Source organism: Brachybacterium paraconglomeratum (assembly GCF_003994255.1).
Taxonomy (GTDB): domain Bacteria; phylum Actinomycetota; class Actinomycetes; order Actinomycetales; family Dermabacteraceae; genus Brachybacterium; species Brachybacterium conglomeratum.
Map to the genome: position 1 here is coordinate 289722 of NZ_ML133851.1, position 12896 is coordinate 302617.

Genomic DNA, 12896 nt, shown 5'->3' on the forward strand with positions numbered 1-12896 from the left:
GGCGAGGCGCTGGTCGAAGGTGGGGGTGGTCATGGGGTTCTCCTCGGGGTGTGCGGTGCAGGTTCGGGGGTGGATGGGCTGGTCCGGCGGGGCCGCCGGGTGCCGGCCGGCCGATGGGGCGCGTCGGTCGGCCGGTGCGGGGCTCACTCGTCGTCGATCATGAAGCCGGCGTCGAGGATGCCGACCAGGTTCGTCACCTGCTCGTCTTTGGTGCGGCCGAGCCCCTGCGGGGTGATCGTGTTGGTCAGCGAGATGCCGTCCAGGGCGTCCTCGTAGTCGAGCTTCCCGACCGAGAGCATCGAGGCGACCATGCCGTGGCTGTCGGCGCCGTTCTCCGGGTTCGCGCCCGGCGAGAACGGGGTGCCTGCCCGGTGTCCCGAGGGGAAGGAGCCGGTCGCCTTTCCGTAGACGACGTTCGAGGTGATCGTCAGGACCGACTGGGTCGGGATCGCGTCGCGGTACATCGGGATCGCCTTGATCTTCTGCATCACGGTGTGCACGATCGTCGCCGCGATGTCGTCGGCGCGGTCGTCGTCGTTCCCGTAGCGGGGGAACTCCCCCTCGGTCACGTAGTCGACGACCAGGCCCGTCTCGTCCCGCACCGGGGCCACCGTCGCGTAGCGGATCGCGGAGAGGGAGTCCGCGACGATCGACAGGCCCGCGATGCCGCAGCCCATGGTGCGCACGATCTCGCTGTCGTGCAGCGCCATCTCGATCGATTCGTAGGCGTAGCGGTCGTGGCTGTAGTGGATGATGTTCAGCGCCTCGACGTAGGTGCCCACCACCCAGTCGAGCATCTCCTCGTAGCGCTGCCAGACCTCGTCGAAGTCCAGCGGGCCCTCGCCCGTGATCGGGGTGTGCAGCCCGGGCTCGGTGACCTGCTTCCCGGTGACCTCGTCGCGGCCGCCGTTGATCGCGTAGAGCAGCGCCTTGCCGGCGTTGACGCGGGCACCGAAGAACTGCATCTGCTTGCCCACCCGCATCGGGGAGACGCAGCAGGCGATCGCGGCGTCGTCGCCCCAGCGCTCACGGATCTGCGCGTCGGACTCGTACTGGATCGAGGAGGTCTCGATCGAGATCGCGGAGCAGAACTCCTTGTAGCCCTCGGGAAGGGACGGGTCCCAGAAGATCGTGATGTTCGGCTCCGGGGCGGGGCCGAGGTTCCGCAGGGTCTGCAGCAGGCGGAAGGAGGTCCTGGTGACCAGCGGGCGGCCGTCCTCGGCGAAGCCGGCGTCGGACCAGGTCGCCCAGTAGGGGTCGCCGGAGAAGATCTGGTCGTAGTCGACGGTGCGCAGGAAGCGGACGATCCGCAGCTTGATCACGAGCGCGTCGATGATCTCCTGCGCCTCGGACTCGGTGAGGGTGCCGGCGGCGAGGTCCCGTTGGATGTACACGTCCAGGAAGCCCGAGAGGCGGCCGATGGACATCGCGGCGCCGTCCTGGCTCTTCACCGAGGCGAGATAGGCCATGTAGGTCCACTGCACGGCCTCCTGGGCGGTCGCCGCGGGGCGGCGCAGGTCCAGCTCGTAGATCTCGCCGAGCCGCACGAGCTTCTGCAGCGCCTTGATCTGCTCGGCGTGCTCCTCGCGGTAACGGGCCCAGTGCTCGGAGAAGCCGTGACCCGCGACGGCGTCCTTCGCGGCCTTCTTCTCCGCGATCAGGAAGTCCGCGCCGTAGAGGGCGAGGCGGCGGTAGTCGCCGATGATGCGGCCGCGGCCGTAGGCGTCGGGCAGGCCGGTGATGATGTGGCTGGAGCGGGCGGCGCGGATCCGCGGGGTGTAGATGTCGAAGACGCCGTCGTTGTGGGTCTTGCGGTGCTTGGTGAAGATCTCCTTGATCCGCGGATCGGGCTCCTTGCCCGCCTCCCGGATCGCGGTCTCGACCATGCGCCAGCCGCCGCTGGGCATCATGGCGCGCTTGAGCGGCACGTCGGTCTGGAGGCCGACGATCACGTCGTCGTCCTCGCTGATGTACCCGGCGGGGAAGGCGTCGATGTCGGCGGGGGTCTCGGTGTCGACGTCGTAGACGCGCCGCCTGCGCTCCTCCGAGAGGTAGGTGCGCTCGAGGTGGTCCCAGAGCCGGAGGGTCTTCTCGGTGGGGCCGGCGAGGAAGGAGGCGTCGCCCGAGTAGGGGGTGTAGTTGCGCAGGATGAAGTCGCGCACGTCGATCGTCTCCTGCCACGGGCCGGGGGCGAACCCGGCCCAGGCGTCGCCCGGGGCGGTCGCGGCGGCGGGACGGTCGGTGGTGGCGGTGCTCATGGCGGCTCCTGTTCGCGGCGCGGGCCCGCGGAGCGGGCCCTTCGTGATGACTCCACGCTAGGCACCGCCGAGGCCCCTGACCGGGGTCCAAGGTCCCCGCACGATCGGAGCCGGCCAGCCGCAGGACGTCGGTCCATCGCCGGCGGGACGAAGGGCCTGCCGGGTGCGACAGCGGTCCCGAGGGACGCGGCGGGCCTCCGCCTGGCACGACCCCGCCGGGCATGACGGAGGGCCCGCACGATCGGTGATCGCACAGGCCCTCGCGGGTCCTCAGGACGGTGCCGACGGGCCGCCGGAGCGCTCAGCTGCGCTGCTTGTCCATCTCCGCCTTCAGCTCCGCGAGGCGCAGCTCGCTGGTGCCGGTGCGGTCCTGCATCGCGGTGTACGGGCGCTCGGCCTCGCCGGTGTAGATCTGGCGCGGGCGGCCGATCTTCGTCTCCGGGTCGTGGATCATCTCCTGCCACTGGGCGATCCAGCCCGGCAGGCGGCCGATGGCGAAGAGCACCGTGAACATCTCGGTGGGGAAGCCGATGGCCTTGTAGATGATGCCGGTGTAGAAGTCGACGTTCGGGTAGAGCTTGCGCTCGACGAAGTAGTCGTCCTTCAGCGCGATCTCCTCGAGCTTCATCGCGAGCTCGAGCCGCTCGTCCTGCACGCCGAGGCGCTCGAGGACGTCGTCGGCGATCTTCTTGACGATGCGGGCGCGGGGATCGTAGTTCTTGTACACCCGGTGGCCGAAGCCCATCAGGCGGATCCCGTCCTCCTTGTTCTTCACCTTCTCCATGAAGTCGCGGGGATCCATGTCGCGGGCCTGGATCTCGTCGAGCATCTCCATCACGGCGGCGTTCGCGCCGCCGTGGGCGGGGCCGGAGAGGGCGCCGATGCCGGCGGAGATCGAGGTGAACAGGTTCGCCTGCGCGGAGCCGACCAGGCGCACCGCGGAGGTGGAGCAGTTCTGCTCGTGGTCGGCGTGGAGGATCAGCAGCTGCTCCATCGCGCGCACGATCACCGGGTCCGCGATGAACTCCTCGACCGGGAAGCCGAAGGTCAGGCGCAGGAAGTTCTCGATGAGGGAGAGGCGGTTGTCGGGGTAGAGCAGCGCGTGGCCCTGCGCGATGCGGTGCGCGTAGGCGGCCATCGTCGGCGTCTTCGCCAGCAGGCGCACGGAGGAGATCCGCACCTGCTCCTCGTCGAAGGGGTCCAGGGAGTCCTGGTAGAAGGTCGACAGGCCCGACACCCCGGCCTGCAGCACCGCCATCGGGTGGGCGTCGCGCGGGTAGCCGTCGAAGAGGTGCTTGAAGCGCTCGTCGAGCAGGGTGCGGCGCTCGACCTGGGCCTCGAAGTTGTCGAGCTGGCCCTTGGTGGGCAGCTCGCCGTTGATCAGGAGGTAGGCGACCTCGAGGTAGCTGGACTTCTCCGCGAGCTGCTCGATGGGGTAGCCGCGGTAGCGCAGGATGCCCTCGTCGCCGTCGATGTAGGTGATCGAGGACTTCGCGTTCGCGGTGTTCATGAAACCGGGGTCGTAGGTGACCTGGCCGGTCTCCTTGCGGAGCGGACCGATCGTGATGCCGGAGTTGCCCTCCACGGCAGGGACGACCGGAAGGTCGAGGGACTTCTCCCCGAGGGTGAGGTGGGCAGACGTCGTGGCGTGATCCATGGGCTCTCCGTTGTGCGTGGTCGGATCGGTCCCGGCGCGGGGCCGGAGGTGTCAGGAGCGCTCGAGGCGCTGGGCGGCGGCGGCGATCCGCTCGTCGGTCGCGGTGAGGGCGACGCGCACGAACCGCGCTCCCCCCTCACCATAGAACATCCCTGGTGCGACCAGCACACCGAGGTCTGCGAGGCGGTCCACCGTGCTCATCGAGTCCTCGTCGAAGGTGGTCCACAGGTACAGGCCGGCCTGCGAGCCGTGGATCGTCGCGCCCGCGGACTCCAGCGCCGGGGCGAGCTGCGCGCGACGGGCCCGGTAGACCTCCCGCTGCGCGGCGGGGGCCGCGTCATCGGCGAGCGCTGCGGCGAAGGCCGCCTGGACGGGCCCGGGCAGCATCATCCCGGCCTGCTTGCGCACCGCGACGAGCTCGGCCACGAGCGACGGGTCCCCGGCGACGAAGGCGGCGCGGTAGCCGGCGAGGTTGGACTGCTTGGACAGGGAGTACACGCACAGCAGGCCCTCGAGGGAGCCGCCGTTCACCTGCGGGTCCAGGATCGAGGGGACCTCGTCCACGGTCCAGGGCAGCAGCGCGTAGCACTCGTCGGAGGCGACGACGATCCCGCGCTCGCGCGCCCAGGCCAGCAGCGCGGCGAGCTGGGAGGCCGCCAGCACCTCGCCGGTCGGGTTCGAGGGGGAGTTCAGCCACAGCAGCCGGATCCTGCTCGCGGCGGACGGGTCCGGCAGCGCGGCGTCGCCCTCGGCGGCCAGGCGTGCCATGTCCACCGGCAGCGGCCTCGCGCCGACGAAGCGGGCGCCCATGTCGTAGGTCGGATAGGCGATGTGCGGGAAGGCGATCGCGTCGCCCGCGCCGAGGCCCAGCTGGAAGGGCAGGTGCGCGACGAGCTCCTTCGAGCCGACGGTGGGCAGCACCGCGTCGACGCCCAGCACGGCGGGGGCCGCTCGGTGGCGGCGGGCGAAGTCCACCAGCGCCTCGCGCAGGGCGGGGGTGCCGACCGTGGTCGGGTAGCCGGGGCTGTCGGCCGCGTCGGCCAGCGCCTGCTGCACGGTGGCGGGCGTCGGGTCCACGGGGGTGCCGACGGAGAGGTCGACGAGCCCGTCGGAGTGGTGCGCGGCCCGCTCGCGGGCGGGCACGATCGTGTCCCAGGGGAAGGCGGGCAAGCGCGCGGCGAGGCCCTCGCGTGCGACGGGGCGGGTGGCGGAGTGCGTCGGCGCCACGGCTCAGGCCAGGGGGTTCTCTTGCGGGGGCAGGGCCTCGACGAGGGGGTGGTCCTTGTCGATCACGCCCATCTTCGCGGCGCCGCCCGGTGCGCCGAGCTCGTCGAAGAACTCGACGTTGGCCTTGTAGTAGTCGGCCCACTCGTCGGGGGTGTCGTCCTCGTAGAAGATCGCCTCGACGGGGCAGACGGGCTCGCACGCGCCGCAGTCCACGCACTCGTCGGGCTGGATGTACAGCATCCGATTGCCCTCGTAGATGCAGTCCACGGGGCACTCGTCGACGCAGGCACGATCCTTCACGTCGACGCAGGGCAGGGCGATGACGTACGTCATGTGCGGCTTCCTTCCGTCCGGGGCGCGCTCCATCATCTCATCCCGGCCCCGCCCGGGAGCGTCGCCGGGACGTGCCGGAGCAGGAGGTGACAGGATGCACAGCCTGCTTGCGGCGGCCCCGCGCCGGGCCGACGGGCACGGGGATAGTCTGCCCGGATGACGATGCACGAGGGTCACCGGGTCCGCGCCGGTTGGGCGCCCTTCCTCGCGGAGGGGCGACGGGTGGTGCTGCGCTATGCGATCGACCGCGAGCGCTCCCCGCACGGCGAGTCGATGACCGATGCGCTGGGCACGATCACGCTGGTCGACGAGGCGGTGGTGCGGGTGATGACGCGGCGCGGCGAAGTGCGCGTGCCGCGGGCCCTGGTCATCGCCGCGAAGGAGGTCCCGCCTCCGCCGGTGCGGCGGCAGGGGCCCGCCGCGCCCTGACGATGTAGTCCACGCCGGAGCCGACGTGCAGCACGGCCCCGACCCACACCAGCGCCTGCGCGGCCGGCACCAGCGAGGGCGCCCACGCGGCGACGGCGACCAGCAGGAACACCGAGGCCATCAGCACGAAGGTGCGGATCTTGCCGAGCCAGGAGACCGAGATCCGCCCGCCGAGCGCGGCGCGCGTGGCGAGGACGGCCATCGCCGCGTCGACGACGACGATCACGGCGAGCGCCGCCCAGGGCAGCAGGTCCGCGAGGGCCAGGGTCAGCACGATCGCGACGAGGCCCAGACGGTCCGCGATCGGGTCCATGATCTGGCCGGTGCGGCTGGTCTGGTCCAGGGCGCGGGCGAGCATCCCGTCGATCCAGTCGGTCGAGGCCCAGACGAGCAGCAGCACCACGCCGAGGGTGTCCGGCCCGTCCGCCAGGCGCAGGCACACCGGCAGCAGCAGCGCGAGACGGACGAGGGTGACGAGGTTCGGGATCGTCGCCCAGTCGGGGCGATCGGCGGCGCTCATGGTCTCAGCGTGCCCGGGACCGGCCGCGTCCCGCGACCGTGATCACCAGGGCGAGGGCGAAGGGGATCAGGATCCCGATGCCCTGGACGATCCAGCCGGAGAACTGCCCCTGCCCGGCGATCTCGGCGGGCAGGAGCACGCCGCCTCCCGCCCCCTCGCCGAGGAAGGGACCGGCCAGCAGGCCCCACAGCGAGCCGAGCACCAGGAGCGGGAAGCGGGTCCCCGTCGCAGACCACAGGAACAGGCACACCACGGCCTGGAAGACGGCGCCGAGCAGGAGCCCGGCCGGGAGGTCGACGCCGAGCACGGTCAGCTCGAACCGGTGGGTGGTCACCAGCAGCAGCACCGAGACGATCGCGAGCACGATCGCCATCGCGGCCTGGCCGAGCCGGGCGGCGAGGGAGGTCGTGTCGACCGCCGTCGGCCTCTGCTGCGTGCTGGTCACCGCGTCACTTCCCGGACTTCGCCTTGGACTGGGCGCGACGGCGCTCGGTCGCGTCCAGGATCACCTTGCGGATGCGCACGATCTCCGGGGTCACCTCGACGCACTCGTCCTCGCCGGTGAACTCGAGGGACTCCTCGAGGGTCAGCTTCCGCGGCGGCACCAGGTTCGCGAAGGAGTCCGACGACGCGGCGCGCATGTTCGTCAGCTTCTTCTCCTTGGTGATGTTCACGTCCATGTCCTCGTTGCGGGAGTTCTCCCCCACGATCTGGCCGGCGTACACCTCCGAGGTCGGCTCGACGAAGAAGGAGCCGCGCTCCTGCAGGTTGATCATCGCGAAGGGCGTGACGTTCCCGGCGCGGTCGGCGACCAGCGAGCCGGTCGCGCGGAACTCGATCTCACCCATCCACGGCTCGTGGCCGTCGGCGTAGGAGGAGGCGATGCCGTTGCCGCGGGTCTCGGTCATGAACCGGGTGCGGAAGCCGATCAGGCCGCGGGAGGGGACGACGAACTCCATGCGCACCCAGCCCGAGCCGTGGTTGCTCATGGTCTCCATGCGGCCCTTGCGCGAGGCCATCAGCTGGGTGACGGTGCCGAGGTACTCGTCGGGCACGTCGATGGTCATCCGCTCGACGGGCTCGTGGACCTTGCCGTCGATCTCGCGGGTGAGGACCTTCGGCTTGCCGACGGTGAGCTCGAAGCCCTCGCGGCGCATCTGCTCGACCAGGATCGACAGGGCCAGCTCGCCGCGGCCCTGCACCTCCCAGGCGTCGGGGCGCTCGGTGGGCAGCACCTTCAGGGACACGTTGCCGACCAGCTCGGAGTCCAGGCGGTCCTTCACCTGGCGGGCGGTGAGCTTGTGGCCCTTGCCGTTCTTGCCCGCGAGCGGGGAGGTGTTGATGCCGATGGTCATCGAGATCGCGGGGTCGTCGATGGTGATCAGCGGCAACGGGCGCGGGTCGTTCACGTCGGCGAGGGTCTCGCCGATCATGATCTCCGGAATGCCGGCGACGGCGACGATGTCGCCCGGGCGGGCGGCGCGGGTCATCGGCTCGCGGGAGAGGCCCTTGGTCTCCAGCAGCTCGGTGATCTTCACCGTCTTCGTGGTGCCGTCCTGGGTGCACCAGGCGACCTGCTGGCCCCTGGTGAGCTCGCCGTTCTTGATGCGCAGCAGCGCGAGACGGCCCAGGAACGGGGAGGCGTCGAGGTTGGTGACGTGGGCCTGCAGCGGCACCTCGTCGTCGTAGCTCGGGGCCGGGATCGACTCGAGGATGGTCTTGAACAGCGCCTCGACGGTCTCCTCCTCGGGGAGGGTGCCGTCGGCGGGCTGGGTGGTGGAGGCGCGACCGGCCTTGCCGGAGGCGTAGACGACGGGGACGTCGAGGACGGCGTCGAGGTCGATGTCGTCGATCTCCTCGGCGAGGTCGGAGGCCAGGCCCAGCAGCAGGTCGGTGGCCTCGCCGACGACCTCCTCGATGCGGGCGTCGGGACGATCAACCTTGTTGACCACGAGGATCACGGGCAGCTTCGCGGCGAGCGCCTTGCGCAGCACGAAGCGGGTCTGCGGCAGCGGGCCCTCCGAGGAGTCAACCAGGAGCACGACGCCGTCGACCATGGACAGGCCGCGCTCGACCTCGCCGCCGAAGTCGGCGTGGCCGGGGGTGTCGATGACGTTGATGGTGATGCCGTCGGGCTCGCCGACCGCCGCGGCCGAGGGGCCGACGTAGCGGATCGCCGTGTTCTTGGCGAGGATCGTGATGCCCTTCTCGCGCTCGAGCTCGCCGGAGTCCATCGCCCGCTCGTCGTGCTTATCACGCTCGCCGAAGGCTCCGCCCTGGGTGAGCATGGCGTCGACCAGGGTGGTCTTGCCGTGGTCCACGTGGGCGACGATGGCGACGTTTCGCAGGTCGGTGCGGTGCTGGATGGTCATACGCAGGTGCTCGATTCAGATAGCGCGGCGGGGCGTGGACCGAGCAGCGCCCGGTCGCACGGCGGGTGCGACCCGCTCCAGGGCCGCGCCGAGTCTATCGGGCCGTGGCGTTCTGCGACGGGTGCGGGGATGAGAGCTTCGACGCGCTCTTCCCGGCGAGGAGCGCGGCGGGGAGGGCCGAGGCGAGGCGTCACCTCTCGGATCGACGAGGGCGAGGCCCGCACGGATCCTCTCCGCGCGGGCCTCGCCCCTGTCATCGGTCCGACGTCATCGGCCCCCGGTCACCGGCTCAGACGTGCCCGGCCTGGGCGAAGGGATCGATGATGTCGTCCGGGCCACCGTCGCCCTCGCCGCCGGTCTCGTCGGCAAGGCCCTCCGGGGCCTCGACGTCGATCGTCTCCGAGCCCGCCAGCGGGATGGAGCCGCCGGGGATCGCGGCGAGCAGGCGCTTGGTGTAGTCCTGCTGCGGGGCGTGGAAGACGTCGTCGGTGGTGCCCTGCTCGACGACCTTCCCCTTCTCCATCACGAGGGTGTGATCCGCGATCTGCCGCACCACGGCGAGGTCGTGGGTGATGAACAGGTAGCTCAGCCCCAGCTCGGCCTGCAGATCGTTGAGCAGCTCGAGCACCTGGGCCTGGACCAGCACGTCCAGCGCCGAGACGGCCTCGTCGCAGATCACGACCTCGGGGTCCAGCGCGAGCGCGCGGGCGATCGCGACGCGCTGGCGCTGGCCGCCCGAGAGCTCGTTGGGATAGCGACGCATCATCGCCGCGGGCAGCGCGACCTTGTCCAGCAGGTCGCGGACCTTCGCCTCGCGGCTCTTCGGATCCCCGATGCCGTGCAGGCGCATCGGCTCCTCGATCGTGCGGAAGATCGAGTACATCGGGTCGAGGGTGCCGTAGGGGTTCTGGAAGATCGGCTGCACGCGACGGCGCAGCGCCTTCAGCCGGCCGCCCCGCAGGTCCGCCACGTCCTCCCCCTCGAAGAGCACCCGGCCCGAGGTGGGCTCGAGCAGCTTCAGCACCATCTGGGCGACGGTGGACTTGCCCGAGCCGGACTCCCCCACGATCGCCGTGGTGGTGCCGCGGCGCAGCGCGAAGGAGACGTCGTCGACCGCGAGGAACGGGGTCGACCTCCACGGCACCTTCCCGCGGATCGGGAAGGACTTCGTCAGGCTCTGCACCTCGATCACCGCGTCGGTGTCCGGCTCGGCGTAGCCGAATTCGGGCGCCATCGTGTCGGACACCGGCACCGGGGAGGTGAGGCGGTCCTCGGCGTGCACCGGCGCGTTCTCCTGCGCCTGCTCCCGGATCTCCGCCCGCTGGGAGGAGGAGACCAGGCGCCGCGAGGCGAGCGACGGCGCGGCGCTGATGAGCCGCTTGGTGTACGGGTGCTGCGGGTCCTGCAGCAGCTGCAGCGCAGGACCGGACTCGACGACCTGACCCTTGTACATCACCACCAGGTGCCGGGCGCGCTCGGCGGCCAGACCCAGGTCGTGGGTGATCAGCAGCACCGCCACGCCGAGCTCACCGGTGAGGTGGTCGAGGTGGTCGAGGATCTGCTGCTGGACGGTGACGTCCAGGGCGCTGGTCGGCTCGTCCGCGACCAGCAGCTTCGGCCGGGCGGCCAGGCCCATCGCGATCAGGGCGCGCTGCTTCATGCCGCCGGAGAACTCGTGCGGGAACTGCTCGGCGCGGCGCTCCGCGTCGGAGAGACCCGCCTCCTCGAGCAGCTGGACGGTGCGCTTCCTCGCCTCGGCGCCCTTGGCGATGCCGTTGGCCGCAAGGGTCTCGCGGATCTGCGCGCCGACCTTCCACATCGGGTTGAGGTTGCTCATCGGGTCCTGCGGGACCAGGCCCACCTGGTCGCCGCGCAGCACCCGGATCTCCTTCTCGGAGACGTGGGTGATGTCGCGGCCCTCGAAGAGGATCTGTCCGCCGGTGATGGAACCGTTCTCGGCCAGCAGGTGCGCGATCGCCATGGCGGTCGTGGACTTGCCCGAGCCGGACTCGCCCACGATCGCGACGGTCTCCCGGGGGTACACCTCGAGATTCGCGCTGCGCACGCCCTTGACCGGTCCGTTCGAGGTGGTGAACGTGATCTCGAGGTCCTTGATCTCCAGCAGCGGCTGCGCGGAGCCGGCCGGGGAGGCGGACGGGGTGGGGTTCACGGAGGTCGTGGTCATCGCTTCCTCGCCTTCGGGTCCAGCGCGTCGCGCACCGCGTCGCCGAGCATGATGAAGCTCAGCACGGTGATCGCGAGCGCCACGGACGGGTAGAACAGCATGGACGGCTGCGTGCGCAGCGCGTCGCGGGCGTCGGAGATGTCCCCGCCCCAGGAGACGGCGGAGGTGGGCAGGCCCACACCGAGGAAGGACAGCGTCGCCTCGGCGACGATGAACACGCCGAGGTTGACGGTCGCGGTGACGATCACCGGGGCGATCGCGTTGGGGATCACGTGCTTCAGCAGCACCGTCCCGCTCCCGGCACCGAGCGCGACCGAGGAGGTGACGTAGTCCTGGCTCTTGGTGGAGATCACGGCACCGCGCATGATGCGGGCGACGTTGGTCCAGCCGAAGATGCTCAGCACCACGATCACGGTCCACATGCTCATCTCGCCCACGCGGGTCGCGACCACGATCGCGCCGAGGATCATCGGCACCGCGAAGAAGATGTCGGTGACGCGGGAGATGACCTCGTCGAACCAGCCGCCGATGTAGCCGGCGAGGGCGCCGATCGTGCCACCGATGAGGGTCGAGCCGATCATGGCGAAGAAGCCGATGATCACCGAGGTGCGGGCGCCCCAGAAGGTGCGGGCCATGATGTCGTAGCCCTGGCGGGAGGTGCCGAAGGGGTGCTCGGGACCGGGCGGCTGGTTGGCGCGGCCGAGATCGCCGAAGCCCGGGTCCTGCGAGGTGAACACCTGCGGGAACGCGGCGACGAAGAGCACGAACAGGATCAGCAGCGCGGAGATCACGAACACGGGGTTGCGGACCAGGCTGCGCCCGGCTTCGGCCCACAGCGAGCGCGGCGTGCCGGTCGTGTCGACCGCGTCGACCTCCTGCAGCGGGGTCTCCGCGAGCGGCGCGACCCAGTGCTCCGTACGGGGCCGGCGGGAGTTCTGAGCATCACTTCGCATAGCGGATCCTCGGGTCGAGCACGCCGTAGAGCAGGTCCACGACGAGGTTGGAGAGCAGGAAGATGATCACCAGCAGCGTCACCAGCGACACGATCATCGGGGCCTCGCCGGCGTTGATCGAGTTGAACAGCAGCGTGCCGATGCCCGGGACGTTGAAGACGCGCTCGGTGACGATCGCGCCGCCCATCAGGGCGCCCAGGTCCGCACCGATGAAGGTGACCACGGGGATCAGGGAGTTGCGCAGGACGTGCTTGGAGACCACGCCGCCCCGGGAGAGGCCCTTCGCGGTCGCGGTGCGCACGTGGTCGGCGCCCGCCGTCTCCGCGATCGAGGTGCGGGTCAGGCGCAGCACATAGGCGAAGGAGACGCCGCCGAGCACGAAGCCGGGCAGCATCAGGTTCTGCCAGGAGGGGTCGCGGCCCACGTTGATCGGGGCGATCCCCAGCTGCAGGCCGAAGACGAACTGCGCGAGGAAGCCCAGCACAAAGGTGGGCGTGGCGATCAGCAGCAGCGAGAGCATCAGCAGCGTGGTGTCGATCAGCTTGCCCTTGCGCAGGCCCGAGATCATGCCGGCGGCGACGCCGAAGACCGTCTCGACGACCACGGCGATGATCGCGAGGCGGAACGTGGTCGGGAAGGCCGCGGCGATCTGGTCCCACAGGGGACGGCCGTTGAAGCCGACGCCCAGGTCGAAGGTCAGCACGCTCTTGAGATAGAGCAGCCACTGGATCAGCACGGGCTGGTCGAGGTTGTACTGCTCGCGCAGCCGCTGCTCGACCGCCGGGGAGATCGGCTTGTCACCGGCCAGGGTGAGGATCGGGTCGCCGGAGGTGTAGAACGCCAGCAGGTAGACGATCAGGGTGGCGCCGAGGAAGACGGGGATCATCTGCAGCAGTCGCCGCCCGATGTACCAGAGCACGTCGTTCCCTTTCGATGGAGGAGGGGCCTTGCGGCCCGGTGGA

Annotated in this window: 11 protein-coding genes; 1 reads left to right on the forward strand and 10 read right to left on the reverse strand. The window is 70.5% G+C overall.

What is annotated here, in order from left to right; translation table 11 throughout:
• Window positions 1-143 precede the first annotated feature (143 nt).
• The 4 genes from DS079_RS01330 to fdxA form a co-directional block, all read right to left on the reverse strand.
• Window positions 144-2258 (reverse strand): pyruvate formate lyase family protein, encoded by a 2115-nt coding sequence (locus DS079_RS01330; protein ID WP_126984505.1) that lies wholly within the window; start codon window positions 2256-2258, stop codon window positions 144-146.
• A 301-nt stretch (window positions 2259-2559) separates the two neighbouring features.
• Entirely contained in the window at window positions 2560-3915 is a 1356-nt protein-coding gene (locus tag DS079_RS01335; protein ID WP_126984506.1) for a citrate synthase, read from the reverse strand.
• A 51-nt stretch (window positions 3916-3966) separates the two neighbouring features.
• A complete protein-coding gene (gene dapC, locus DS079_RS01340) occupies window positions 3967-5142 on the reverse strand; it encodes a succinyldiaminopimelate transaminase (RefSeq protein ID WP_126984507.1) in 1176 nt (391 codons plus the stop codon).
• 3 nt (window positions 5143-5145) lie between these two features.
• On the reverse strand, window positions 5146-5475 hold the full coding sequence (gene fdxA / locus DS079_RS01345) for a ferredoxin (RefSeq protein WP_010551454.1): 330 nt from the start codon (window positions 5473-5475) through the stop codon (window positions 5146-5148).
• A gap of 156 nt (window positions 5476-5631) precedes the next feature.
• Between fdxA and DS079_RS01350 the strand changes: the two genes are divergently transcribed.
• Window positions 5632-5904: a putative acetyltransferase gene (locus tag DS079_RS01350; protein WP_126984508.1), complete on the forward strand. Its 273-nt coding sequence runs from the start codon at window positions 5632-5634 to the stop codon at window positions 5902-5904.
• Here the strand turns inward: DS079_RS01350 and DS079_RS01355 are convergent.
• From DS079_RS01355 to DS079_RS01380, 6 genes are all read right to left on the reverse strand, one after another.
• Window positions 5843-6424: a CDP-alcohol phosphatidyltransferase family protein gene (locus tag DS079_RS01355; protein ID WP_010551452.1), complete on the reverse strand. Its 582-nt coding sequence runs from the start codon at window positions 6422-6424 to the stop codon at window positions 5843-5845. The genes DS079_RS01350 and DS079_RS01355 overlap by 62 nt on opposite strands.
• Window positions 6425-6428: 4 nt before the next feature.
• Window positions 6429-6869: a hypothetical protein gene (locus DS079_RS01360; RefSeq protein WP_126984509.1), complete on the reverse strand. Its 441-nt coding sequence runs from the start codon at window positions 6867-6869 to the stop codon at window positions 6429-6431.
• 4 nt (window positions 6870-6873) lie between these two features.
• Entirely contained in the window at window positions 6874-8796 is a 1923-nt protein-coding gene (gene typA, locus DS079_RS01365; protein WP_126984510.1) for a translational GTPase TypA, read from the reverse strand.
• Window positions 8797-9085: 289 nt separating this feature from the next.
• Window positions 9086-10981 carry a dipeptide ABC transporter ATP-binding protein gene (locus DS079_RS01370; RefSeq protein WP_126984511.1) on the reverse strand — a complete coding sequence of 632 codons (1896 nt, stop codon included), beginning with the start codon at window positions 10979-10981 and terminating at the stop codon, window positions 9086-9088.
• The gene (locus DS079_RS01375; protein ID WP_126984512.1) at window positions 10978-11934 is read right to left on the reverse strand and encodes an ABC transporter permease; all 957 of its coding nucleotides are present in this window, start codon (window positions 11932-11934) and stop codon (window positions 10978-10980) included. Before DS079_RS01375 ends, DS079_RS01370 begins: the two co-directional genes overlap by 4 nt.
• Entirely contained in the window at window positions 11924-12853 is a 930-nt protein-coding gene (locus tag DS079_RS01380; protein ID WP_126984513.1) for an ABC transporter permease, read from the reverse strand. Before DS079_RS01380 ends, DS079_RS01375 begins: the two co-directional genes overlap by 11 nt.
• Window positions 12854-12896: the final 43 nt, after the last annotated feature.